At 66.6% G+C, this 24,405-nt stretch carries 24 protein-coding genes; 17 read left to right on the plus strand and 7 right to left on the minus strand.

Annotated elements, in window-relative coordinates; genetic code table 11:
* Nucleotides 1-14 precede the first annotated feature (14 nt).
* Genes NOV65_RS10180 through NOV65_RS10190 form a run of 3 tightly spaced genes read right to left on the minus strand, consistent with a single transcriptional unit; the run spans nucleotide 15 to nucleotide 4,275 of the window.
* The gene (locus NOV65_RS10180) at nucleotides 15-1,448 is read right to left on the minus strand and encodes a hypothetical protein (RefSeq protein ID WP_257306351.1); all 1,434 of its coding nucleotides are present in this window, start codon (nucleotides 1,446-1,448) and stop codon (nucleotides 15-17) included.
* 7 nt (nucleotides 1,449-1,455) lie between these two features.
* Nucleotides 1,456-2,877: a hypothetical protein gene (locus NOV65_RS10185; RefSeq protein ID WP_257306352.1), complete on the minus strand. Its 1,422-nt coding sequence runs from the start codon at nucleotides 2,875-2,877 to the stop codon at nucleotides 1,456-1,458.
* A gap of 3 nt (nucleotides 2,878-2,880) precedes the next feature.
* Nucleotides 2,881-4,275, minus strand: a complete 1,395-nt coding sequence (locus NOV65_RS10190) for a hypothetical protein (protein ID WP_257306353.1) — start codon at nucleotides 4,273-4,275, stop codon at nucleotides 2,881-2,883.
* A 131-nt stretch (nucleotides 4,276-4,406) separates the two neighbouring features.
* On the opposite strand from NOV65_RS10190, the gene NOV65_RS15565 reads away from it, so the two are divergent.
* Genes NOV65_RS15565 through NOV65_RS10205 form a run of 3 tightly spaced genes read left to right on the plus strand, consistent with a single transcriptional unit; the run spans nucleotide 4,407 to nucleotide 7,188 of the window.
* Complete coding sequence (locus tag NOV65_RS15565) at nucleotides 4,407-6,497, plus strand: S9 family peptidase (protein WP_257306354.1); 2,091 nt, start codon at nucleotides 4,407-4,409, stop codon at nucleotides 6,495-6,497.
* 26 nt (nucleotides 6,498-6,523) lie between these two features.
* A complete protein-coding gene (locus tag NOV65_RS10200; protein WP_257306355.1) occupies nucleotides 6,524-7,066 on the plus strand; it encodes a hypothetical protein in 543 nt (180 codons plus the stop codon).
* Nucleotides 7,063-7,188 carry a hypothetical protein gene (locus NOV65_RS10205; RefSeq protein ID WP_257306356.1) on the plus strand — a complete coding sequence of 42 codons (126 nt, stop codon included), beginning with the start codon at nucleotides 7,063-7,065 and terminating at the stop codon, nucleotides 7,186-7,188. Before NOV65_RS10200 ends, NOV65_RS10205 begins: the two co-directional genes overlap by 4 nt.
* Before the next feature lie 39 nt (nucleotides 7,189-7,227).
* On the opposite strand, the gene NOV65_RS10210 is transcribed toward NOV65_RS10205, so the two are convergent.
* Nucleotides 7,228-7,365, minus strand: coding sequence for a hypothetical protein (locus NOV65_RS10210; protein ID WP_257306357.1), 138 nt, complete (start codon nucleotides 7,363-7,365; stop codon nucleotides 7,228-7,230).
* An 88-nt stretch (nucleotides 7,366-7,453) separates the two neighbouring features.
* Nucleotides 7,454-8,782, minus strand: a complete 1,329-nt coding sequence (locus NOV65_RS10215) for an alpha/beta hydrolase (RefSeq protein ID WP_257306358.1) — start codon at nucleotides 8,780-8,782, stop codon at nucleotides 7,454-7,456.
* 311 nt (nucleotides 8,783-9,093) lie between these two features.
* On the opposite strand from NOV65_RS10215, the gene NOV65_RS10220 reads away from it, so the two are divergent.
* Entirely contained in the window at nucleotides 9,094-9,624 is a 531-nt protein-coding gene (locus NOV65_RS10220; RefSeq protein ID WP_257306359.1) for an SET domain-containing protein, read from the plus strand.
* A gap of 29 nt (nucleotides 9,625-9,653) precedes the next feature.
* Entirely contained in the window at nucleotides 9,654-10,220 is a 567-nt protein-coding gene (locus NOV65_RS10225) for a hypothetical protein (protein ID WP_257306360.1), read from the plus strand.
* Between the two features lie 40 nt (nucleotides 10,221-10,260).
* Here the strand turns inward: NOV65_RS10225 and NOV65_RS10230 are convergent, their stop codons facing one another.
* Nucleotides 10,261-11,226 (minus strand): patatin-like phospholipase family protein, encoded by a 966-nt coding sequence (locus NOV65_RS10230; protein WP_257306361.1) that lies wholly within the window; start codon nucleotides 11,224-11,226, stop codon nucleotides 10,261-10,263.
* A gap of 90 nt (nucleotides 11,227-11,316) precedes the next feature.
* Between NOV65_RS10230 and NOV65_RS10235 the strand changes: the two genes are divergently transcribed.
* The gene (locus tag NOV65_RS10235; protein WP_257306362.1) at nucleotides 11,317-13,410 is read left to right on the plus strand and encodes a M3 family metallopeptidase; all 2,094 of its coding nucleotides are present in this window, start codon (nucleotides 11,317-11,319) and stop codon (nucleotides 13,408-13,410) included.
* Nucleotides 13,411-13,489: 79 nt separating this feature from the next.
* Complete coding sequence (locus NOV65_RS10240) at nucleotides 13,490-13,672, plus strand: hypothetical protein (protein ID WP_257306363.1); 183 nt, start codon at nucleotides 13,490-13,492, stop codon at nucleotides 13,670-13,672.
* 9 nt (nucleotides 13,673-13,681) lie between these two features.
* Here NOV65_RS10240 and NOV65_RS10245 read toward each other — a convergent pair whose 3' ends face one another.
* Nucleotides 13,682-14,245, minus strand: coding sequence for a KdsC family phosphatase (locus NOV65_RS10245; RefSeq protein ID WP_257306364.1), 564 nt, complete (start codon nucleotides 14,243-14,245; stop codon nucleotides 13,682-13,684).
* 141 nt (nucleotides 14,246-14,386) lie between these two features.
* Here NOV65_RS10245 and NOV65_RS10250 point away from each other — a divergent pair, with 141 nt between their 5' ends.
* The 10 genes from NOV65_RS10250 (at nucleotide 14,387) to cydB (ending at nucleotide 24,337) form a co-directional block, all read left to right on the plus strand.
* Nucleotides 14,387-14,716: an ArsR/SmtB family transcription factor gene (locus NOV65_RS10250; protein WP_257306365.1), complete on the plus strand. Its 330-nt coding sequence runs from the start codon at nucleotides 14,387-14,389 to the stop codon at nucleotides 14,714-14,716.
* A gap of 50 nt (nucleotides 14,717-14,766) precedes the next feature.
* A complete protein-coding gene (locus tag NOV65_RS10255; RefSeq protein WP_257306366.1) occupies nucleotides 14,767-16,080 on the plus strand; it encodes a TolC family protein in 1,314 nt (437 codons plus the stop codon).
* Entirely contained in the window at nucleotides 16,077-17,111 is a 1,035-nt protein-coding gene (locus tag NOV65_RS10260) for an efflux RND transporter periplasmic adaptor subunit (protein WP_257306367.1), read from the plus strand. Before NOV65_RS10255 ends, NOV65_RS10260 begins: the two co-directional genes overlap by 4 nt.
* Entirely contained in the window at nucleotides 17,101-20,418 is a 3,318-nt protein-coding gene (locus tag NOV65_RS10265) for an efflux RND transporter permease subunit (protein ID WP_257306368.1), read from the plus strand. The genes NOV65_RS10260 and NOV65_RS10265 overlap by 11 nt, the downstream gene beginning before the upstream one ends.
* A gap of 3 nt (nucleotides 20,419-20,421) precedes the next feature.
* A complete protein-coding gene (locus tag NOV65_RS10270) occupies nucleotides 20,422-20,634 on the plus strand; it encodes a YgaP family membrane protein (RefSeq protein WP_243287646.1) in 213 nt (70 codons plus the stop codon).
* Nucleotides 20,622-20,804, plus strand: coding sequence for a DUF6132 family protein (locus tag NOV65_RS10275; protein ID WP_257306369.1), 183 nt, complete (start codon nucleotides 20,622-20,624; stop codon nucleotides 20,802-20,804). Before NOV65_RS10270 ends, NOV65_RS10275 begins: the two co-directional genes overlap by 13 nt.
* A 42-nt stretch (nucleotides 20,805-20,846) precedes the next feature.
* Nucleotides 20,847-21,170: a thioredoxin gene (gene trxA / locus NOV65_RS10280; RefSeq protein WP_257306370.1), complete on the plus strand. Its 324-nt coding sequence runs from the start codon at nucleotides 20,847-20,849 to the stop codon at nucleotides 21,168-21,170.
* Complete coding sequence (locus NOV65_RS10285; protein ID WP_257306371.1) at nucleotides 21,170-21,520, plus strand: rhodanese-like domain-containing protein; 351 nt, start codon at nucleotides 21,170-21,172, stop codon at nucleotides 21,518-21,520. Before trxA ends, NOV65_RS10285 begins: the two co-directional genes overlap by 1 nt.
* Nucleotides 21,521-21,946: 426 nt before the next feature.
* Nucleotides 21,947-23,281: a cytochrome ubiquinol oxidase subunit I gene (locus NOV65_RS10290; RefSeq protein ID WP_257306372.1), complete on the plus strand. Its 1,335-nt coding sequence runs from the start codon at nucleotides 21,947-21,949 to the stop codon at nucleotides 23,279-23,281.
* 9 nt (nucleotides 23,282-23,290) lie between these two features.
* Complete coding sequence (cydB, locus tag NOV65_RS10295; protein WP_257306373.1) at nucleotides 23,291-24,337, plus strand: cytochrome d ubiquinol oxidase subunit II; 1,047 nt, start codon at nucleotides 23,291-23,293, stop codon at nucleotides 24,335-24,337.
* Nucleotides 24,338-24,405 lie beyond the last annotated feature (68 nt).

Consider the following 24,405-nt stretch of genomic DNA (forward strand, 5'->3'; position numbering starts at 1 on the left):
ACCAAGGCGCGCCGTCAGCGGCGTACGGCCGCCAGAATCTGCTTGGCGTTGGCGAGGATGGCCGACACGATGGCCTTGCGCTGGTCCAGCAGATCCATCAGCTCGGGGCTGGTGACGGTGGCGGTACGGCCATCGTCCTCGCCCAGTTCCCTCAGCTCCGCTGGCAGGAGGAACCGGCGGCGGGATTCGTCCTGCTGCAGCCGTTGGACGCCATCCGCCGCCTGACGGCTCAAGGCGTCCCGCTCCTGGGATTCCCGGGTCTGCCGCAGGCGCCGAATGTCCATGTCCATCCTCAGCAGGGTCTTCTCCAGCCGGGCCAGGAAGTCCCCGGCCGCAGCCTCGTCGATGTTCCGCACATGCGAGGCGAGGGACTTCACCTTCCAGTCCACCAGCGCATCGTTGAGGGCCAGCGCGGAACTCTCCGGCGCCATGGCTTCGGACTTCCCCGACATGAGGAAGGCCAAGGCGTCGGGCGCATAGGGCTCCAGTTCGAGACGGGTCAGGCACCCTGTGCCGGGATCCCATGCCGCTTCGCGGATGCGGGCCGCCTGGCCCCCGAGAGAGAGGATCGCGCCGACGGCGCTGGAAGCCCCTGGAAGATCGCAGGTGGCTTCTGGTTTCGAACCCCTGGAATCAGGATTGAAAGCCTCCGCCCAGAATTCGAGCTGGAGGGGGCGCTCGGAACGGGAGGGACCCACCACCGCCCACTTCCGGCCGGCCCAGTCGACAACGAGGGGCTGGTAGGCCGGGTGGGCTGCGCGGAGGAAGAGGAGGCGCACGGAGGCTTGTTTGAGCCACGCGCTAGCCTCGATGGGGATCGGTCCGTTCGGGTTGAAGGTGGCTGGCAGCTGGGCTGGCGTCTCAGTACGAGCCACGCTCTGGACCCCACCGCTGCCTCGTTTTTCGAAGAGCTTGTTCGGCCTGTACACAGGGAATATGGAGCCCGGCAAGTTTGACATCCGATACTGGAACAGGAAGAGCCCCAGGGTCAGATCGTGGAAGACCGCAGGGTAATGGAATTTGGCAGGATCTTCGATGAAGTCACCGACACCCCATGAATGACGCCGGTCGATGCCCAGCTCGTCTCGGATGGCTGTGATCCGGGCCATGCCCTGTGTGTCTCCCGGCTCGGAGACCATCTCCAGAGACAGGCCGTGTTCGTAGGGACCCAGGCCGGCCGGGCCTTCCACCCGCAGCGCCCGCCAGCGCAGGCGTACCTGGACATCGAAGCGCGTGGGATAGATGGCGAAGCGACCGAGGTAGGTCGTGAGCATGGCCCCGGTGAGGGGCGCCTCCGGGAGTTGAGATCCCCAGTGGGCTGGCATGGGTTCCTCACGGAAGTCATCCGTTTTCACCACAGCGGGGTAGCGCGGGATGGGCTGCTTCCACCCCGCCAGGAGCGGGAGGGAGAGGCCGGCGACGAGCAGGAGGGCGGAGGTGCGGATCATGTCAGCCTCACAGCGGAGCCACATTGGAACCCAGCCCCTTGGGCCGGGCCTGGGCGGGGATCAGGTCCTCGGGTTTCACGCCCAGCTGGGCGGCGATCTGGGCGCGGGAGGCCTGGAGGTCGCGGATCATGGCCTCGAGGGGTCTCTTGAGGGCCCTCTGCTTCTGGAGGATCAGCGACACATCGCCCTGGCGTTCCAAGATGGCGCCCCAGCCATCCAGCTCCGCCGCCAGGTCCACGCTGGTGCCGATGATGGTCTTGCCCAGATTCCAAGTCGTGCTCACGGGCTTGAAGACCGGCGAGACGTTCTGAAGGTTGGAAGCGATGAAGTCGACATTCTCCATGAGGGTGTGTTTGGCCTTGGGCCAGTCCAGGGCCTGCCCTGCGGCATCGTAGCGATCCCCCAGGGTGGTCGTGAACTCGGTGTAGTCGTTGAGGTGCGAGCAGGCCTGGACGAGCTTGTTGAAGGTCTTGGGATTCTTCTTGAGGCGGGCCAGCCCAGCGCTGTTGCCTTCCGGAATGATGATGTCGGTGAGGAGGCTCGTGCCCCGCTCCATGCAGGCCTGAGTCGCCTGATCGATTCTCCAGCCCCAGAAGTCCATGTCCCGCTGGATGGCGCGGCCCTCGGAGCCAAGGCTGGCGGCCTGGCGCTTCAGCCGTTCCAGTTGGGCTTCCAGCTCGTAGAAGCGCTGGCCCAGCACGCGCAGGTCCTTGTTCTCCGCCATCATGGTCTTGAGCCTGGCTTGGGCGGCCTCCCGGCGCTTCAGCAGATCATCCGCCGAAATGGGCTTGGTGCGCTTGGTGCCATTGGCCTCCCGGAGGAGGCTGGGTGTGAAGGTTTGGCTCTGGCTCAGGTCCACCGCGGGTGCAGGATCGCTGAGGGCCCCAGCCAGGCCGCCCCCGGCAGCGGAATCGAAGCCGTCGGAAAGGGAAGCCCGAAGCCCCTCCAGGCTCTCCTTGTTCTGGGTCGTGCGCTCCTGTCGCTGGTGCTCGATGAGCCCATTCATCCGGGTGGCATAACTGTTGGTCCAGGCACGCAGCTCGGCTTGCTCCCGCTGAAGAGCGGCCTGCCGCTCGGCCTCGATGCGGGCGAGCTCTGCGGGACTGGGGCCAGTTGGGGAAGTGGGCGCAAGGGCCTGACTCAGGAGGTTGCCAAAGATGCCCACAAGCATCGTGGCGTTCTGGCCACTGGCCGTATTGATCCACGGAACGGGTTTCAGCTTTGGGATGACGGTCTTCTGGACCTTGAAGGAGGTCCCGACCTTGCTGCGATCCACCTTGGTGTTGCCGATCGCCTCCAGCTGGCTGAGGGCATCCCCACTCTGGCTGCTCTGGGGTTTGGGTGGGGGTGCCTCATTGTGGAGGCCGATCTGGGCCTGCAGCAGAGCCGGGACGAAAATGGCGAGGATCAAAAGGGTGGGTCGGCGCATGGATCACCTCCGCAGGTTGGCGAGCGACTGTTTGGCGCTGCCGAGGATGGCCATGAGGATGGCCTTGCGCTGCTCCAGCAGATCCGCGAGACGTTCACTCTCGGCGGCGGGGCCAGCCGGCGCTGGAGGTGCGGGCTGGCCGCTCTTGGCGGCGAGTTCTGCCTGGGCTTTGCGCTCGGCCTCGGCGCGGGCGGCGGCGTCCAGGCGGGCGCGGATGCCCTTGGCCTCGAGATCGAGTGCGAGGACACCCTTTTCGATCCGGATCACAAAATCCTCCGCTGGTCCGAGGTTCTGTGCGGCCAGCAGGCCCGGCAGGGTGCGCGTCTTCCATTCCACCAGGGACTCGTTGGCCAGGAGTTCGATGGATTCTTGGAGGGGAGGGGCGTTCAATCCGCCCAGGTCCTTCGCCAGGGTGGCGCCACCCAGCAGCGCAGCGATGTCAGGCTCCCAGGAACGGAGCTCCAGACGGTCGAGGCGTCCGGTTGCAGGGTCCTGGCCGCTGGCCAGGATCCGGTACCAGTGATCCTCGATCCGGATGGCCCTGCCAGGTCGGAGGCCATCCGGGGGCTCAGGCCAGAGGTCGAGGAGCCCGGTATCCCAAGCGCCGGTGAGCGGATCCTCCCGCCAGAATTCGAGCACATGGGATGCGCCGGAGGATGGCTGCCCGGAGTTGCGAACCACCCAGATCCTGTGGCCAGCCAGATCGATGGGAAGGGGCGCGAATCGCGCCTGCCGTGACCGCAGGATGAGGAGGTCGCGCCAAGTCTGCCTGCCGTTCAACCATTCCTGGATCTCACTGTTGGCCTGGACGGGTTCGAGGGTCCCATCGCCAGGATCCGCCGGTCTGTCCACCTTGCGCGTGGTGATCCGGAAGGTCTTCCGCGACGGGCCTCCGAACATCGGCAACTTCGCGGCGTCCACATTGATGACGGGGTTGTTGGAGATATGGAAGATGAGGGCACCCAGGTCCCATCCGAAGTTGCTTCCATCGATGCCTTCAATGACCCAGCGCCCCTCCAGACCGGCTTCCTTCGCCGGGAATCCGTCCTGGGCGTTCAGGATGGCGAAATAGTTGGCGAACCAGATCGGATGGAGGACATCGTTCGGGGGTTGTTGTTGTGGATGGAATTGCAACTGGACTCCGAGCCGGTAGGGCCCCATGCCCGCCGGCCCGAGAATCCGGTAGAGCTGCGCCTGCACCTTGCGCGTGACGGGATGAAACCGGAGGCCGGTGAGCAGGATCTTGCCCGAGCGGGTGGTGGTCTGGAGGCCATAACCCGGAGTGCCCGGCGCCTTGGCCGCCAAGGCCGGCGCAGAGGGCTCGTACCCGCGGGAGACTGGCTGCGCGGGGGGTGGTTGGGCCTGCAGCAGACCCAGGAAGAGCGCAGCGATCAGCATGGTGCCTCCGGCACGGCGGATGGGTCGGCTGGAAAGATGAGTGCCCCCATGGTAGCCCCGCGCAAATCGAACATGATCACAAGGTCATCAGTTTCTTCTATGCGATGCTGAAGGGCTCCTTTGGAGGTTTTGTGCGCCTTTTTTGCCTCGTCCCAGCCACCGCCCTGCTGCTTGCGTTGCCCCTGAGGGCCGCTGAGAAGCGTGCTTTCCACATCGAGGACCTCTACCGCCTGAAGGGCGTACAACACTTGGCCCTGAGTCCGGATGGGTCGAAGCTCGCCTTCGAAGTGTCGAGCCAGGATCTCAAGGCCGCCACGCGCAACACGCAGATCTGGATTCTGGAGACGGCCACGGGCCAGGCGAGGCAGCTCACCTTCTCGGGCAAATCGGATACGACCCCTCAGTGGTCCAAGGATGGGAAGACGCTCTATTTCCTCTCCAGCCGCGCCGAGGGCAGCCAGCTCTGGGCGCTCGACCTGGCGGGCGGCGAGGCCCGGAAGGTGACTGCCTTCGAGGCGGGCGTCGGATCCCCCAAGGTGGTACCGGGCGCGAACCAGGTGGTGTTCCAGGCCACGGTCTTCCCCGAGGCCATGGCGGATGGCGCGAAGCAGAAAGAATTGGCCGAGAAGCTGGAGAAGGGTCCCGTGCAGGCCCACCTGGCGGACACGCTGCTCTACCGCCACTGGACCGAGTGGCGCGACTTCCAGTACAGCCACCTCTTCACCGCCACCTTCGAAGGCAAGGTGGAGGCGCTCACCTCCGGGAAGCAGGACTATCCGGCGGATGCCACGACGCCGAGCTCCCAGAGCTTCGACCTCAGTCCGGATGGCAGGGAAGTCTGCGTGGTCACCAACACGGATCCCGTGCCGGCCCGCTCCACAAACCAGGACCTCTTCCTGATCTCCCTGGACGGCGACCGCACACCCCGTCGGATCACCGACAACGCCGCCTACGATGGCGATCCCAAGTACTCGCCGGATGGCCGCTACATCGCGTACAAGTTCCAGACCCGCCCAGCCGTGGAGTCGGACCGCTTCCGGCTGGCCGTCTACGATCGGCAGACGAAGGTGCGGAAGGTGCTGACGGAGGCCATCGACAACTGGGTGGATGCCTTCCAGTGGTCTGAGGACGGCCAGTCGATCTGGTTCACGGTGCAGGAGAAGGGCCGCTGGCCGTTGTTCCGCGTGGACGTGGCCTCCGGGATGACCACGCGCATGCTCGAGGGCCAGAGCATCCGGGAGTTCGTGGTGAGCCCGGATCAGAAGGCGGTGTTCCTCAGCAAGACCCGCGTCGGCGAGCCGGTGGAGGTCTGGCGCTACACCTTCGATACCAAAGAGCTGAAGCGGCTCACCGCCTTCAACCAGGCCCTGGCTGACGAGGTGGACATCCGTCCCGCCGAAGAGCAGTGGGTGAAGGGCGCCGACGGCAAGGACATCCACGTGTTCCTGGTGAAGCCCCACAACTTCGATCCCGCGAAGAAGTACCCGCTCATCCTCAACGTCCACGGCGGCCCGCAGATGATGTGGTCCGACACTCTGCGCGGCGACTGGCAGGTCTATCCCGGCGCGGGCTACATCGTGGCCTTCCCGAATCCGCACGGTTCCACGGGCTACGGCCAGGCCTTCACGGACGCCATCAGCGGCGACTGGGACGGCAAGGTGATGACTGACATCGACAAGGTGGCCGACCACCTCGCGACCCTGCCCTACGTGGACAAGGCCCGCATGGGCGCCATGGGCTGGAGCTGGGGCGGCTACGCCATGATGTGGCTGGAGGGCCACACCACGCGCTTCAAGGCCATCGCCGCCATGATGGGCGTCTACGACCTGCGGTCCATGCATGGCGCCACCGAGGAGCTGTGGTTCCCCGAGCACGACCTCACGGGCACGCCCTGGGACAAGGCCACTGCCTACGACCGCATGAACCCCAGCAGCCACGTGAAGCAGTTCAAGACCCCGTGCCTGGTCATCACGGGCGAGCGCGACTACCGCGTGCCCTACACCCAGAGCCTGCAGTTCTTCACCGGACTCCAGGAGATGGGCGTGCCCAGCCGCCTCATCGTCTTCAAGAACGACGGCCACTGGCCCGACAACCTGAAGTCCATGCCCGTCTACTACAACGCCCACCTCGAGTGGTTCCAGAAATACCTGGGCGGCGGGGCCGCCCCCTGGAAGACCGAGGATATGGTGCGGAACCTGGCATTCGGCCCGGTCGGGAAGTAGCATCAGGCAGTCCCCAAGGAGATCCCATGCGTCGATTGGCCGCGCCTGCCCTGATGCTCGCCTGCCTGCTGGCCTGCGCCGAGAAGGAGGTCCCGGCTCCAGCCGCGGCTCCCGCCACGACCCCGGCCGCAACTCCGGCCGCCGGCGCGCCCGCCGCCCAGTCTCCGACGCAGCCGGCCACCGCCGGGACACAAGCAGGGCCCACGGCCTCGACTCCCAAGACCGCCGAGACGGCTCCGAAACCGGCCACGGCCCCGCCGGCCTCTGCGTCAGCTGTCACGCCCGCTCCTGCGCCTGCTCCCGCACCCGTGGCCGCGCCAGTCCCCGTGGCTGCTCCGGCGCCAGCCGCGGCCCCTGCGCCTGCCCCCAAGCCGGCGCCTGCGCCTGCTGCCGCGAGCCCCATGCCCTCCATGGCCAGCAACGGCCACGCCGCGGTGGGGGCCGGAGCCTGCAGGATGTGCCACCGTCTCCAGCACGACTCCTGGTCCGCCTCGGCCCACGCGAAGAAGGGGCTCGATTGCGAGGCCTGCCTGGCAACGGCGCCGACTACAAGGCCATGGGTGTCATGAAGAACCCGGTGGCGGCCAAGGCCGCGGGCCTGGTCCTGCCTACCCTCGACTTCTGCCGGAAGTGCCACGGGGCCAAGGCCGATGCCTCAATCCTGCCCCGGGCGCACGCGCACAAGGCTTAGAGCGTTTGACGGAACTGCCTGGCAATGCCGGTGGAGGAACTATTTCTTTTTCTTGGCCGGAGTGAATCCCGCTGGCGCCACGGGCGCGGCCAGGCGGCTGGACAATTCCGAACCTCGGGAGGTGGCCCCGTGCACGACGGGGGGCTTGGCTTTCTTGGGTTTCTTATCGTTGGACATGCATCCTCGTTTCGGAGCCCCGGGGAGGTAGAGCCGGGAACCGTCGCGAGCATGGGCGCAATACCTGGAATCCATTGAATTATTTTCGTCAGGGCTCCGAGCCCTTCAGCTTCCAGTAGCTCCCTCCGCCCGCCGTGCGCAGCTCCAGGCCGCGGCGGGCGGCGCGGAGGCCGTCCTGGAGCACCCGCCGGATGTCGCTGATCACGGGCGGGGCGGTGGCGAAATAGGAATGCTCCAAGAAGCTGGTGTCCAATCCGGAGGCGTCGATGGTCTCGATCCCGGGTACCACGACGATGCCCTCGGCGGTATCGCCGGCGCGCGGGTAGCCGTGGACCTTCTTGGAGGCCAGCAGGGCGTTGTCCCCATCCGAGGCGTAGAGGGTGATGCGGTTGCACCCGGCGGCGAGGGCGGGGGCGATGTCCCGCTTGAAGATCTCCGCATCGATGTCGGGAGCGGTGAGGATGATCTCCCTGAAACGCCCCCTGAGCTTCGGCTGCTCGGCGAAGACCTGCCGGAGGGCGCCAGTCAGGGCCCGGTTGCCCATGGAATGGGCGATGAGATAGATGTCCTTCACACCGCTCTTCTGAGCGAAGTCCACGAGGAACTTCTTCAGGTTCGCCTCGCTCCACTGGACGTTGTTCTCGTCGGTGGTGTAGCCCTGGAGGCTCCCCTGGGAGGGCCAGCTATAGAACACGGGTACGCCGCGGTAGTCCAGGTCGTAGGTGATCTGTGCAGTCCGGCGGGCGGCGTCGTCGAAGGATACGTTGTAGCCGTGCACGAACACGAAGCTGGAACCGGAGGAGCCCTGCGCCTGGACCTTGGCCTTCACGCGGTTCAGGAAGCCCAACCGGGTGTGCGGGGTCCAATCGAGGATGGCCATGTGCTTGCGGGGATCCTCGCGGAACTCCAGCCGCCAGATGGAGGGGGCCTCGATCTCGCCGGTCTTGTGGCCGTGCGGGACGCTGACCGTGACTTCACCGTAGGAGATCCCGGTGCCCCGCCCGCCGCCGAAGCCGCCGGTGCGCGGGTCCAGCTTCCGGTCGGTGCCGAACATCACCGACACCCGCGCATAGGCCTGATCGTGCTCCACGTTGGGGTTGCCGCCCACAGGAGTGGGCTGCGGAGTGGACCTGGGGGGAGCAGGCGGGCCCTCTTTCCGCGGCATCGCGGAGGCTTCCGCCATCCGGGAGTCGCGGTCCCGCGGTTCGTCGAGGTCCACCCGGGGGCGCGGCACTGGGGCGGGTGCGGGAGCGGCAGGCGCGGGAGGCGCAGAGGAGGTCGCTGGCGGTGGCGGCGGTGGTGGAGCGGGGGCCGGCGAGGCCACTGGCGGACGGGCGGAACAGGCCACCAGGAGCCCGGCGATCGCCAGGGGCCACCAGGGCCGGCAGGGCATCCATCGGAGCTGGGGTAGGGACATGGCATCCTCGGCGCGAAGGGCAAGGGGAGGGACCGCCTATCTTTCTTCGGGTGACCGGATTCTACGTCCGTGGATCCGTCCCCGGCCAGGCCTGTCTCAGGGTGGGCGGGAATTCCCGGCGGGGGTGGGGTGCACCTGTCGTGGAAGGGCGTTCACCTGCCGCGCCCACGTGAAATCGGGGGGCCGGAATTTCCTGTTCACACAGATGACGGGCGATCATGATGGGGGATCCTCCAATCTCAACCAGTCCCCACGCCGCTGTGTCGATCCGTTGTTCATCCTTTCCGCTGCACGCCTTCCCGGGAGGTGACATGTCCAACCCCAAGGCTTCAGGGCAGGACAGGGACTTCATCCGGGTCCAGGCTTCGGACATCCACGGTGCGGGGGTCTTCGCCAAGCGCGCGATTCCCAAGGGGACGCGGGTCATCGAGTATGCCGGTCGGCGGCTGGCCAAGGCCGACCTGCTCGCCGCGGCGGGGCGGGGTGAGCGGAAGCTGACGTACGTGCTGAATCTGGACGAGGAGCGGGCCATCGACGGGGCCGAGGGAGGCAACGATGCGCGCTTCGTCAACCACAGTTGCGAGCCCAACTGCGAAGTCTACATCTTCGACGGCACGCCCTACCTCTACGCCATGCAGGACATCCCCGCCGAGGCTGAGCTGACCTTCGACTACCAGCTGCAATCCGTCAGCTCCGTACGTATTTCCCGCGCCCTGTGCCGCGAGCTGTTCCCCTGCCACTGCGGAGCTCCGACCTGCCGGGGCACCCTGGTGGCCACACCGAAAAAACGCGTGAGATCCGCGCGTCAGTCGCAGGCAAAGGTTTCCCCGCCGCAGGGTTGATGCGGCCTACCCATCCCATTGGAGGAACCATGAAGCGGAAACCCAGCAGCAAATCCCAGTCTTCGGCGGCCGCGGTGCTCTCGGCGGGCGTGTTCCTGGCCTCTGGGGCTTCGGCCCAGGCTCCCGGCAAGGTCCAGCCGATGTCCCAGAAGGCACCCGCCGCGCCCCAGGGGGCCACGCAGGCGCTGCCTGCGGTCCAGAAGCCCGCGGGCAACCGCGAGGCTGCCGCCTACACCATCAAGTTCGCCGGTAACTTCATGAAGTGGCGGGGCAGCCTGTCCGTGGCGGGCATGCTGAACGGGCGCCCGGTCTTCAAGACTGCCCAGGGCGAGTTCTTCCAGGTGGAGCCGAATACCGGCGACCTGCAGTTCCACAGCCCTGAATCCCTGGGGTTCATCAAAATTCGCGATGCCAGGGCCCAGACGCCCACGGCCTCCCTCGGAAGAGCGGCCACCTTCCTGAAGTTCGACGGCATCAAGGGCGAACAGCGGATTTCCGTGGCGGGCGTGGATGCCCAGGGCCACGTGATCCAGGAGAACGCTCGCGGCGAGCGCTTCTACCTCAACCCCATGGGCGACATGGTGTTCGTGAAGTAGCCTCCCCCCAGAGACCGGCGCCCCTGAGGGGAAAGGTTCTTCAGGGGCGCTGGCTGACGGGGGCTGTGCCAGAGGTTCGCGCGGCGACCCACTTGTCGATGGCCTGGCGGATGGCAGGCATGGACTGCTGGGCGGCCACGATGCCCGCCTCCATGCAGCGCTTCTTCTGGGTGAAGTCCAGGGTGCCCACGTCGCCGATGGCCGGCGAAATGAGCACGTCCGCGTCCTTCTTCGAGTGCTCCACGTTGAGGGCGAACATGATATTGGCGGCCTGGAGGCTCACGCCCAGCAGGTTGGTGATGTCCGTGTTCCCCACGTTGGCGCTGATGTCCACGGCGATGACGATATCGGCGCCCCGGGCCCTGGCCACGGAGATGGGGATGTTGTCCACCACGCCGCCGTCCACCAGGATCTTCCCCTGGTGCTGTACGGGCTGGAACACGCCGGGGATGGCCGAACTCGCCCGCACGGCGCGGGCGACGGAGCCCCGGTCCAGCACCACCTTCTGGCCCCAATTGAGGTCCGTGGCTACGGCAGCGAAGGGGATCTTCAGCTGCTCGATGTTCGCCGGCTTGATGTGCCCCTTGACCCAGGCCTCGAGCTTGTCGCCCTTGGCGAAGCCCATGCCCGCCACGGTGGAGAGGACGCCGAAGTCGAAGAGGTCCTCCTTCTGCAGCTGGAAGGCGGTCCACTCCAGCTCGAAGCTGTTGCGGTCGGCGGCATAGATGGCGCCGATGAGGCTGCCCACGCTGGTGCCCACCACGAGGTCGACGGGGATCTTCTCCTGCTCCAGGGTGCGGATGACGCCGATGTGTGCGAAGCCACGGGCGGCGCCGCCACCCAGGACCAGGGCGATCTTCGGTTTCGGCGGCGGACCCTGGGGCTGGGGCGGGGCCACCACGACGGGTGGCGGCACCACCACAGCCGGCGTCTGGCAGGCCAGAAGCAGGGTGAGACCGAGCAGGGCGCCGAACTGAGCCATCCGGGTTGTAAGGGCTTTGGTCATGCCTTGAGAATACTCCAGGCTCTGGGACCTGGAACCAGCCTGCCTCGTAACATGATGATATGGTCATCAACAGACTTTCCAGGAGTCCCCATGCGCCCCGCTCCCGCTCTGGCTGCCCTCATGACCCTGCCCATCCTCGCCGCCGATCCGGCCGTCGCCGCCAACCCGTTCTTCGGGGACTGGAAGGCGCCTTTCGGCGTGCCGCCCTTCGCCGATATCAAGGAAGACCACTTCCTGCCAGCCTTCCGCGAGGGCATGGCGCGGCAGAAGGCCGAGGTGGCCACCATCGCGGATGCGAAGGAGGCTCCGACCTTCGCGAATACGATCGTGGCCTTGGACTTATCGGGCCAGTTCATGGATCGTGTGGGCTCCGTGTTCTTCAACCTCACGGGCGCAGAGACCAATCCCAAGCTCCAGGCTGTGAACCGCGAAGTCATGCCGCTGATGGCTGCGCACCGCGATGACATCAACCTGAATGCGAAGCTGTTCCAGCGCGTCAAGGCGGTGTGGGACGCCCGCGCCACGCTGAAGCTCGACCCGGACCAGGCCCGCCTGCTGGAGCGCACCTACAAGGGCTTCGTCCGCTCGGGGGCGGCCCTCACTGCCGACCAGCAGACCCGCATGCGCGCCATCAATGCCGAGCAGTCGAAGCTGGGCGTGGACTTCGGGGATCGCCTCCTCAAGGCCACCAAGGCCTTCCAGGTGGTGGTGGAGAAGCCCGCTGACCTCGCCGGGCTGCCCGAGGGCGTGCGCATGGCCGCGGCCGCCGCCGCCAAAAAGGCAGGCAAGGAGGGCCAGTGGCTGTTCACCCTGGACGGTCCCAGCATCTGGCCCTTCCTGGAATACGCCCAGAACCGCGAGCTGCGGAAGCGCCTGCTCACAGGCTACCTGGAGCGCTGCAACCAGGGCGGCGAGACCGACACCAACGCCATCGTGGCCCAGGTGGCGGCCCTGCGCGTGGAGAAGGCCCAGCTGCTGGGCTACCGCACCTGGGCGGACTTCGTGCTCGAAGAAAACATGGCCAAGGATCCCAAGGGCGTCTACGGCCTGCTGGACCAGATCTGGAAGCCCGCGCTGGACGTCGCGAAGAAGGAGCGCGCCGAGCTGCAGGCCATGATGGCGAAGGATCTGCCGGGCCAGAAGCTGGAGCCCTGGGACTGGCGCTACTACGCCGAGAAGGTGAAGCAGGCCAAGTACGACTTCGACGAAGAATCGGTGAAGCCCTACTTCGCCATCGACGCCGTGCGCCAGGGTGCCTTCACCCTCGCCGGCCGGCTCTACGGCATCACCTTCACCGAGCTGAAGGACATGCCCCTCTACCAGAAGGACGTGCGCTGCTTCGAAGTGAAGGAGCAGGATGGCCGGCACCTGGGCCTGATCTACGTGGACTACCACCCCCGGCCTGGCAAGCGGGGTGGCGCCTGGATGAGCAGCTACCGCCAGGCCTGGGTCAAGGACGGCAAGCAGGTGGACCCCGTGGTGGTGAACGTCTGCAACTTCACGGCCCCGGCGGGAAACCGCCCGGCGCTGCTGACCTCGGATGAGGTGCGCACGCTCTTCCACGAGTTCGGCCACGGCCTGCACGGGCTCTTCTACAAGGGCCGCTACCGCGGCACCGCCGGCACCCCCCGGGACTTCGTGGAACTGCCCAGCCAGGTCATGGAGAACTGGTCGATGGAGCCGGAGATGCTGAAGCTCTACGCGAAGCACTACAAGACCGGCGAGGTCATCCCGGATGCCCTCGTGGCCAAGATGAAGAAGGCCGCCACCTTCGGCCAGGGCTTCGCCACGGTGGAATACATGGCCGCCTCGCTGCTGGACATGGACTGGCACACGCTGACGACCACGAAACCCCAGGACACCGCCGCCTTCGAGAAGGCCTCGCTGGCCAAGTGGGGCCTCATCGCCGAGATCCCGCCCCGCTACCGCAGCCCCTACTTCAACCACATCATGGGCGGCTACGCCGCGGGCTACTACAGCTACATCTGGAGCGCCGTGCTGGACACGGACGCCTTCCAGGCCTTCAAGGAGAAGGGCAACCTCTTCGACCCCGCCACCGCGGCCAAGTTCCGCGCCGAGGTGCTTTCGAAGGGCGGCACGATCGATCCGGCGCAGCTCTACCGGAACTTCCGCGGCCGTGATCCGAAGGTCGAGCCGTTGCTGGAGAAGCGAGGCTTGAAGTAGCTGAATGCTTCGGGACCGACGGGCCCAGCACCCTTGAAATCCTGAAGGGAATCATCCGTCCATCGCCAAGGAGAGTTACATGGCCGAAGTCACCAAGTTCCAGGAAATGAACGGCTGCTCCGCCTGCATGCACGCCGCAGAAGGAGATCCCGCCGGCACGCCCGCCAGCGCGCATGGGAAGGGCTTCTGGTGCAAGCCGCTCGCCCGGGCTGTGGATTCCAAGGACGGCAGCCACTGCGAGAAGTGGGCGTACGAAGCCTAGGGTCCACTCCTAGTACTTGTTCACGAGTTCGGCCCAGCGACCCTGGGCCTTGAGGATCCGTTCGGCCACTTGCCGCAGCACGCCCCGGCCACCCGCCACGGGCACGGTCCAGTGGCAGACGGCTTGCACCTCCTCCACGGCATCGGCGGGACAGCAGGCCAGGCCCACGCGGCGGAGCAGGGGCAGGTCCGGCAGGTCGTCGCCCAGGTGGGCCACCTGGTCGTAGGTCAGGCCGTACTTGGCGCAGAGCTGGTCCAGCACCGGCAGCTTGTCGAGATGACCGGCGAAGCAGTCCTCCACGCCCAGGTCCCGGGCCCGGTGCACGGTAGCCCCGGCGTCCAGGCCGGAAATGAAGGCGACGGGGATGCCCGACCGCTGCAAGTGCTTGATGGCGGCCCCGTCGCGCACATGGAAGGCCTTGGTGTGGCCGGGTTCCGGGCCGTAGAGCAGGGCGCCGGTGGTGAGGACCCCGTCGATGTCGGTGCAGAGCAGGCGGATCTTGGCGGCGCGCAGGTCCAGGTCGTCCACGGGAATCTCCAGGACCAGCCTACCCCGGGCCATGACGACGGTCACGATCCGGCCCGGAGACCGCCAGAAAACTGGAATGTTGGCTTGTCGAATGATCCAATGGGTATACAGTTTTTTGGGTGGCTGGTCATTTTCCGGTTGACTTGGATCGAAACTGGATGATCATAGTCGCATGGAGTTGATTCTGTGAACCACCAGCTCAGCAATCCGATGATCGATGAAGTGAGCGGCCTCTTCAGCGCCCTGGGTGATGCCTCGCGGTTGAAGATCCTGCGCTCCCTCCTCGACAGCAAGGGCCCCCTGAGCCAGGGCGCGGTGGCGGAAGCCTCCGGCCTGTCCCAGGCCAACGCCTCGAAGCACCTGGCCTGCCTGGTGCGGGTGGGGCTTGTGGCCCGGGAGCCTGAAGGCAATGCCGTCTACTTCACCCCTGTGATGCCCCTGGTGGGTGAGCTGTGTGACCTTGTCTGCGGACACGTGACCGATCGCGCAAAGATGACCTATAAGGCGCTTAAATGAACGAATGATTCTATATGCAGTTGCTTTTTTTTGCCTAGGAGTATTCCTTTATGAACATTAAAGCCATAACGGGATTGAGCTTGGCGCTGCTGTCGGGGGGTAGCCTCCTGGGGCAGGGGGGCTTGACCGTGGCCGAGACCATCCGGAAGGCCTGGACGGATCAGGCCGGCCTCCGTGCGGGCCAGGCCATGGTGGAAGCCCGCCAGGCGGAAGCCGAGGGTTACCGCGACCTCCGGTTGCCGAACCTCACGCTCCAGGCCCAGGGGATCCGCACCAACGAGCCCATGATGGCCTTCGGCATCAAGCTGAACCAGGCCCGCATCGGAGCGGCGGACTTCAACCCGCAGGCCCTGAACCACCCGGATCCCATCGGCGCCTACGGCGGCTCGGCCGTGCTCCAGCAGCCCCTATACGCGGGTGGGCGGATCGTGGCCGCCCGGCGGGCCGGCGACTTCATGGCCCAGGCCGAAGCCGCCAGCCAGGAACGCCGGAAGCAGGAGACGGCCCAGGCGGTGGTGGAGGCCTATTTCGGCACCCAGGTGGCCGAGCAGGCCCTCAAGTGGGTGGAGGACTCCCGGACCTGGATCCAGGGCATGGAGGACTTCGTGGGCGCCCGCGTGAAGCAGGGCCTGATGCTGGAATCCGAACTCCAACGCCTCAAGGCCTTCCATGCCCAGATCGATGCGCAGAAGGCCGAGGTCACCAAGCAGGTGCGGTCAGCCCGCTCGGGCCTGGGCCTTCTCACCGGCAGCGGACCGGTGGAAGGCCCCCTGGCCACCCCATTGGAGCCCACCGATCCCGCAGCCCCTCTGCCCTCCGGGCCGCGGGGCGACCTGCTGGCGGCGGAACTGCAAGCCAAGGCCGCCGGGGAGGGCGCCAAGGCCGCCCACGGCAACCTGCTGCCCGAGGTGGGCCTGGAACTCGGCGCGGGCACCCTCCATCACTCCTGGTCCGATAAGGGCAACTGGACCTGGGCCGGGGTGGGCGTGAAGTGGAAGGTGTTCTCCGCGCCGGACCGGGCCAAGGCGAGGGCCGCCCGCGCCCAGGAGCGCGCCGCCAGCGACATGCGCAGCTTCAAGCAGCAGCAGGCCGAACACGAGGTCCGGGTGGCGAGGGAATCCGTCCTGGCCGCCCAGGCCCGCTATGCCGCCGCCAAGGAATCCCTGGTCGCCTCCGAAGAGTCCAAGCGCCTGCGGGAGGCCCGCCACAAGGAGGGTCTCACCCCCCTGATCGAGGTGCTCGATGCCGAAGCCGCCGTGCAAGGCGCCCGCACCCTCATCCTCCAGAGCCTGTTCGATCTTCGCGTGAGCCGCGCCAGCCTGGATCTTGCGACCGGCACCCCCATCGAAGGAGTGAAGCCATGAAGTCAGCATTTGTGCTCGCCGGCCTGAGTGTGGCGTTGCTCGGGAATCTCGCTTGCGGGAGCAAGCGGGACTCCCGAGTGGAGAAGGAACTGCCTCGAGTCGCGGTCTCCCTGGTGGCCGATGGCGCGCCGGAGGGCGGCGCCTGGGTGGCGGCCACGCTCCAGTCCAGCCGCACGGCCATGATGTCCACCCGCATGGCGGCCCAGGTCAAGCGCGTCCTCGTCCAGGAAGGCCAGCGGGTGGCTCCCGGCACCCTCCTCATCGCCCTGGGTGACGAGGACCTGCAGGGCCAGCTGAAGGCCGCCGAGACTGGCCTAGCCACCATCGAGGCCCACCACCGCCGCATCCAGGCCCTCCAGGCCCAGAAGGCCAGCACCCTCTCCGAGCTGGAGCAGGTGGAAGCCCAGGTGGCCCAGGCCCAGGCCGGGGTCTCTTCCCTGAAGGCCAACATCGCCTACACGCAGATCCGCGCCCCCTTCGCCGGGGTGGTGCAGTCCCGCAAGGTGAACGAAGGCGACTTCGTCGGTCCCGGTATGCCGCTGCTGGAACTGGTGGGTGATGGCGAACAGGAACTGGTCGCCACCGTGTCCGAGGCGGAGGCCAAGGGCCTCAAGACCGGCTCGAGGGTGGCGTTCGAAATCGAAGGCATTCAAGGCGAGGCCCAGGTCACGGGCCTGGCGCCCGGCGGCGATCCCACCAGCCACAAGGGCACCCTGCGGGCCAAGGTGCTCAAGCCCAAGGGCCTCCGGCAGGGCTCCTTCGCCCGCATCCTGGTGCCGGGCGTGAAGGCGGCTGCTCAGGGCTTCTCCGTGCCCCGCAGCGCCCTCGTGCAGCGGGGCGAGCTCACGGGCGTGTTCGTGGCCAAGGATGGCCGCGCCGAGCTGCGCTGGCTGTCCCTGGGCGAGGCCGAAGGGGCCTACCTGCCTGTCCGCTCGGGGCTGAAGGAGGGGGAGAAGGTCATCGACCATCCCGGGGCGCTCCTGGATGGCCAGCCCATCGAAATCTCCAGCGGGGTGAGCCGTGGCAAGTGAAAATGGGGCAAGTGAGCCCAAACTGGGCCTGGCCGGCCGGCTGGCGAAGAGTTTCCTCCGCAGCAAGCTGACACCGCTCCTCGTCCTGGCCTCGCTGCTGCTGGGCGTCCTCGCCGTGGTTCTCACGCCGCGGGAGGAGGAGCCTCAGATCATCGTCCCGATGGTCGACCTCTACGTGCCCTACCCGGGCGCGAGCCCCAAAGAGATCGAGAGCCAGGTCGCCACGCCCCTGGAGCGCCGCCTCTGGGGCATTCCCGGCGTCGAGTACCTCTACAGCACAAGCATGCCGGGCATGGCGCTCATCACGGTGCGCTTCAAGGTGAACGAACCCCAGGAGCCCAGCCTGGTGAAGATCTACCAGGAACTGGCGGCCAACCCGCAGATCCTGCCGCCTGGGGCCATGAAGCCCATCATCAAGCTCCAGACCATCGACGACGTGCCCTTCCTGGTGCTCACCCTTCACGGCGAGGCTGGCTCCGGGCAGACGCCGGGGCAGCTCCGCCAGGTCGGCGAAGTCCTGGCGCGCGAGCTGTCCGATGTGCCGAACACCGCCCAGGTGAAGGTGGTCGGCGGTGCCCGGCGCATGGTCCGGATTGAGCCGGATCCCGACCGCCTCCGGTCCCTCAACATGTCGATTGGCGAGCTCCAGCCGGCCCTCCAGGCTGCCGAAGCCCAGCTGCCGGCGGGCGCGCTCGTGGACCACGGCAAGCGCACAGAGCTTGAAGCGGCCGGGTTCGTGCTCCAGGCCTCCGAGCTGCGCCGCCTCGTGGTGGGCGTGCGGAACATGAAGCCCGTCTACCTCGCGGATGTCGCCCGGGTGGGGGACGCCCCCGAGCCTGAGCCGCCCATGGTCCTCTTCGCCGATGCGGCGCGGCCCGGCTTCGAGCCCGCGGTCAGCATCTCCTTGTCCAAACGGGCCGGGGCGAACGCCACGGCCCTGGCGGAGCAAGTTCTGGCCAAGGCAGAAGCCCTGCGCGGAACCCTCATCCCCCGCGATCTGAAGGTGGCCGTCACCCGGAACTACGGCGAGACGGCCGGAGACAAGTCCAACGAGCTGATCGAGCATCTGCTCATCGCCACCCTCAGCGTCATCGCACTCATCCTGCTGGCCATGGGCTGGCGCAGCGCGGTGGTGGTGGGCGTGGCCGTGCCCGTCACCCTGGCGCTGACGCTGCTCATCACCTACCTGTTCGGCTACACGCTGAACCGGGTCACGCTGTTCGCGCTCATTTTCTCCATCGGCATCCTGGTGGACGACGCCATCGTGGTGGTGGAGAACATCCACCGGCACCTGCATCTGCCCGGCCAGAAGAAGACCTTCGCCCGCATGGTGGTGGAGGCGGTGGACGAGGTGGGCAACCCCACGATCCTCGCCACGTTCGCGGTGATCGCGGCCATCCTGCCCATGGCCTTCGTGCGCGGCCTCATGGGCCCGTACATGCGGCCCATCCCGGTGGGCGCGAGCCTGGCCATGATCTTCAGCCTGATCATCGCCTTCGTCATCAGCCCCTGGGCCAGCCTCATCGTGTTCCGGAAGGAGGCCCACCTCCCCGAGACCGATCCCTCCGGCCTCCATCCCGGCAGCCCCGACCAGGCAGCCCCCGAACCGGCCCAGCATCACCGGGGCCCGGACGAGGTGCCCGAGACCCGGTTCACCCGGATCTACCGGACCTCCATGCATGCCCTGCTGACCCGGCCCCGGGTCCGGTGGGCCTTCTTCGCCGGCGTGGTGGTCTTGCTGGCGGGTGCCATGTCCCTGGTGGGCTTCGGCGTGGTCAAGGTCAAGATGCTGCCCTTCGACAACAAGTCGGAGTTCATGGTCCAGCTGGACCTCCCGGCCGGCACGCCGAAGGAGGATGCCCTGGCCGCCGGTCAGGACATCGCCCGTCGCCTGCTGAAGGACGCCACGGTCAAGGATGTACAGGTCTATGCGGGTGAAGCCGCGCCCTTCACCTTCGTGGGCATGGTGCGCCACAGCTTCCTCCGCCAGGCGGCCGAGATGGTCGACATCCAGGTCAACCTGGTGCCCAAGGGCGACCGCAAGGAGCAGAGCCATGACATCGTCGTGCGCCTGCGGCCCGAGCTCGAGAAGATCTCGAAGCCGGCGGGAGCCCGCATGAAACTCGTGGAGATCCCGCCTGGGCCGCCGGTCATGGACACCATCGTGGCGGAGATCTATGGGCCTTCCGACGCCGAGCGCACCCGCCTGGCCGGAGAGGTGCTCGGAGTCTTCAAGAGCGTGAACGGCATCGTGGACGTGGACTCCACCCTGAACCCGACCTCGCCCAAGATCAGCCTTGTTCTCGATCGCGAGAAGGCGGCCCTCCACGGGGTGGCCCCCGCCCACGTCATCCAGACGCTCTACATGGCGGGTTACGGCCACCAGGCTGGGACCTTCCACGTGCTGGGCGGTTCCAGTCAGGTGCCCGTGGTGGTGCAACTCGCGCCTGAGAAACGTCGGCACCTGGACCAGATTCTCCAACTCTACGTCCCCGGCGCGCGCGGCATGGTGCCGCTCAGCGCACTGGTCACCGTGAGGGAGGGCGCCGAAGAACCGGTCATCCACCACAAGAACCTGATGCCTGTCACCTACGTCTTCTCCGACCTGGCGGGGACCATCGAGAGCCCCGTCTACGCCCTGGCCGCGCTGAACAAGAAGATCGACGCCCTCAAGGGCACCGGTGGCGCGAAGGTCGAGCGCCTCGGCCTGGCCCACCCCGAGAACACCGAGAACCTCATCATGAAGTGGGACGGCGAATGGCACATCACCCTCGAAGTCTTCCGTGACCTCGGCATGGCCTTCGCCGCCGTGCTGGTGCTGATCTTCGTGTTGGTGGTGGGCTGGTTCGAAAGCTTCGAGATCCCGTGGGTGATCCTGGTGCCCATCCCGCTTTCCCTCATCGGCATCATCCCCGCCCACGGGCTGATGGGTGCCTTCTTCACGGCCACGAGCATGATCGGTTTCATCGCCGGAGCCGGCATCATCGTCCGCAACAGCATCATCTTGGTGGATTTCATCGAGCTGAAGCTGAAGGAGGGGATGTCGCTGGAGTCCGCGGTGGAGGAGGCCGGCGTGGTGCGGTTCCGCCCCATGCTGCTGACGGCCGCCGCCGTGCTGGTGGGGAGCGCCGTCATGCTGGCGGATCCCATCTTCCAGGGCCTGGCCATCAGTCTCATGGCGGGCGAGGTGGCTGCCACCTTGCTGTCCCGCATCGCCGTACCGGTGCTCTATTACGTCGTGGCCCGCCGGGGCCACGCGGCCAACCTGCAACGCCAGGCGGCCCTCGCCGCCTCTCCTGAGGATTAACCGATGAACGTCGATCGCATCGTCCATACCGTCGCCGGAACCTTCATCCTGCTGAGTCTTGCGCTCGCCCGCTTCCACAACCCGAACTGGATCTGGTTCACGGTCTTCGTGGGCGCCAACCTGCTCCAGAGCGGCCTCACCAACTGGTGCCTGATGTCCACGATCCTGCGCAAGCTGGGCGTGCCCGAAGGCGCCGGTGTGGGGTGCTCCCGGTGAAGGCCACGGCGATCCGCATCGCCCTGGGCCTCCTCATTGGCGGGGCCCTGGGCTATGGCTGGCACCGCCTGGTGGGGTGCAGCACCGGCACCTGCCCCCTGACGGCCACCCCCCTCCGCGGCATCAGCTACGGCGCGGTCATGGGTCTGATCTGGGCCCTGGCGCGCTAACCCACGATTTCCCGGCCCGGCCGGATTCGAACTGGAGTTCTCATGTCCGAGGTCATCCATCTCACCACCGAGGCCTTCCACAAGGTTTCGTCCCATGACACCCCCGTGCTCATCGACTTCTGGGCACCCTGGTGCGGTCCCTGCCGGATGCAGGGCCCCATCCTTGATGAGGTCGCCAAGACCGGGGGCGTCAAGGCCGTCGTCGCGAAGGTCAACGTGGACGAGGAGCCGCTGCTGGCCGGCCAGTTCGGCGTCCAGAGCATCCCCACGATCATCGTTCTCAAGGGCGGTCGCATCCAGAGCCGCATGGTGGGCGTCCAGCCCGCGCACGCACTCCTGGCGGCCCTCCAGCAGGCGGGCGCCTGATGGCCGAGTATTGGATCTACCTCATTCCGGTGGCCGCCATCGGGTACCTGCTCTGGAGCCGGCGCACCGCCTCAGCCACGGACGTGAAGGCGCTCCTAGAGCGGGGCGCCCAGATCGTGGACGTCCGCACCAAGGGCGAATTCCGCACCGCCTCGCACCCGAAAGCCATCAACATCCCGGCGGACCAGCTGGAACAGCGCGCGAAGGAACTGGATCCCGACCGGCCCGTGCTCCTCTGCTGCGAAAGCGGCAGCCGCAGCGGGTTCGCGGCCTCCATCCTCAAGCGCAAGGGCTTCAAGGAGGTGCACAACCTGGGCTCCTGGCGCCGCCTCCAAACCCTCTTGTCCTGACCGACTGCATCCACATCCTCTAGGTGTGCCGAGGCAGAAACCTGCCCATGGACAAGCAGGAACGCGCCGTGAAGCTGTCCGGAGGCACCTATCGTGGTGGGTCCGTCAGGCTGTGCCCCACCGTGCCCATCACATCGGAGATCGTGGTGGAGAATTCTCAGCGTTAAAAAAAATAGGCGGGCCCACCCCGGGCCCGCCTCCCCTACCCCTGAGCCATCCGGGTCCGACGAGCGGTCCGGTGCTGGGGTGAAAATAGAATATGACTAAATAACAATTAAAGACTATTAAAAACAATGTGACCTTGGTCACTCTGCGTATTCTCCTGTGGTTTCAATTCTTTGAGAGGGATGCCGGGCGCTGGCGTGGGATACTGGCCGCGCATCTGGGCTCCAGAGACACCACAGAGCATTCATTCCGGGAGAAATCATGGGTGATCCGCTTTTCTGGCACAGGCTTCAGTTCGGGTTCACGGCGACCTACCACTACCTGTTTCCCCAGCTGACCATGGGGCTCGCTCTGGTGATCGTGGTGCTGAAGGCCATGGGCCTCCGTACCGGCGAGGCGCGCTACAACGATGCGGCCCGCTTCTGGATCAAGATCTTCGGCATCAACTTCGCCGTGGGCGTGGTGACGGGCATTCCCCTGGAGTTCCAGTTCGGCACCAACTGGGCCGCCTTCTCGCGCTTCTCCGGCGGCATCATCGGCCAGACCCTGGGCATGGAAGGCATGTTCGCCTTCTTCCTGGAGAGCAGCTTCCTGGGGATGCTGATCTGGGGCGAAAAGAAGCTCTCGCCCAAGGGCCACTTCGGGGCCGCGCTGGCGCTGTGGATCGGCAGCTGGCTCTCGGGCTACTTCATCATCGCCACCAACGCGTTCATGCAGCATCCCGTGGGCTACACGGTGGCCACGGACGGCAGCCTCCAGCTGGCGAGCTTCTGGGCCTTCCTCCTTAATCCCTGGGCCCTCGGCCAGTACGCGCACAACATGATCGCTGCCGTGGTGACCGCCTCCTTCGTGGTGGCCGCCATCGGGGCCTTCTGGACCCTCAAGGGCATCCATCCCGAGCAGGCTCGGCTGAACCTGCGGGTGGGCACGATCATGGGCCTGCTCTTCAGCGTCCTCGTCGCCTTCCCCACGGGGGACATCTCCGGCAAGCTCGTGGCCAAGTACCAGCCCATCACCCTGGCGGCCATGGAAGGCCGCTTCGAGAGCGGTCCCCGCGCGAACCTCACCCTCATCGGCCAGCCGGATGTCGCCAGGCGGCGGATCGAGAACCCCATCCAGCTGCCCGCCGTGCTGAGCTTCATCGCCTACGGCAGCTTCTCCAGCAACGTGAAGGGTCTGCTGGAGTTTCCCGAGGATCAGTGGCCGCAGAACATCGAACTGCTCTACTACAGCTTCCACATCATGGCGGGCCTAGGCACGATCATGATCGCCGTGATGGGCCTTGCGGCCCTGTTGCTCTGGAAGGGTCGCCTGGACGTCAACCGGCCGATGCTCTGGGTGCTGATGCTGGCCTTCCCCTTCCCGTACATCGCCACCACCGCGGGCTGGGCCGTGGCCGAGTTCGGTCGGCAGCCCTGGCTCATCTATGGCGTGCTGCGCACCGTCCATGGGGCCTCCCCCACGGTGAACGCGGGCCACACGGCCTTCACCACGCTCGGTTTCGCCGGAATCTTCGTGGTGCTGAGCGTTCTCTGGCTCTTCCTCGTCGGCCGGGAGATCTCCCACGGCCCTGTCTCCCATACGCAGAAGGCCTAGGAGTCCGCCATGGAAATGCTCTGGTTCTGGCTCGTCTCTGTGATGGTCGCGATCTACGTGGTGATGGACGGCTTCGATTTTGGCGCGGGCATCCTGCATCTGGTGGTCGCCAAGACCAACGAGGAACGCCGCGAGGTGCTGGGCGCCATCGGCCCCCTGTGGGACGGCAACGAGGTCTGGCTGCTGGCCGGAGGCGGCTCGATGTTCCTGGCCTTCCCCAAGGTGCTGGCCTCGGGCTTCTCAGGGTTCTACCTCGCCATGTGGCTGGTGGTCTGGTGCCTGATGCTCCGCGGCATCTCCATCGAGTTCCGGTCCCACCTGAACGATGGCCTCTGGCGCCGCTTCTGGGATGGCACCTTCGCCATCGCCAGCGTCCTGCTGCCGGTGCTCTTCGGGGCGGCGCTGGGCAACGTTCTCCGGGGCGTGCCCGTCGATGGCAGCGGCTATTTCGAGATGGCCCTCTGGACCGATTTCCGAATGGGCGCCCGGCCCGGCATCTTGGACTGGTACACCGTGCTGATCGGGGTGTTCGCCCTGGTGACGGTGGCCGCCCACGGCGCGTTGTTCCTGGCCTGGAAGACTGGGGGCCCCGTGCATGACCGCTCCCGGGGCCTCGCCATGAAGCTGTGGGGCGCCGTGCTGGTCCTTTGGCTCGTGGCGAGCTATGCCACTTCGGTGGTCAACCCCGGCATCTTCCACCGACTGCCCCAGGCGCCCCTGGGCTGGGTGGCCTCCCTGATCTTCCTCGCCGGCCTGGGCCTGGTGTTCGTCGGGCTCAAGCGGGAGCGCTTCCTGCTGGCTTTCCTGGGGTCGGGGGCCTTCATCCTCGGCATCCTCGCCGCCAGCGCGGCCTGCGTCTATCCGGTGATGCTGAAGTCCACCTTCGGCCCCCAGTTCGACCTGACGGCCCTCAATGCCAGCGTGGGCACCCACGGCCTCCGCGCAGGCCTGGTGTGGTGGCTCATCGGCTTCCCCATCGCCATCGGCTACCTGGCCTTCCTCTTCCACTTCAACCGGGGGAAGGTGAAGGCGGCGGGCGAGGGCGAGGGTTACTGACGCGCTTTCGTGCACGCCTCAGAAAAACGGGCGCCTTCTGGCGCCCGTTTTCTGAGGTAGGAAAGGCT

Origin of the sequence: Geothrix campi (assembly GCF_024609265.1) — a bacterium.
Taxonomy (GTDB): domain Bacteria; phylum Acidobacteriota; class Holophagae; order Holophagales; family Holophagaceae; genus Geothrix; species Geothrix campi.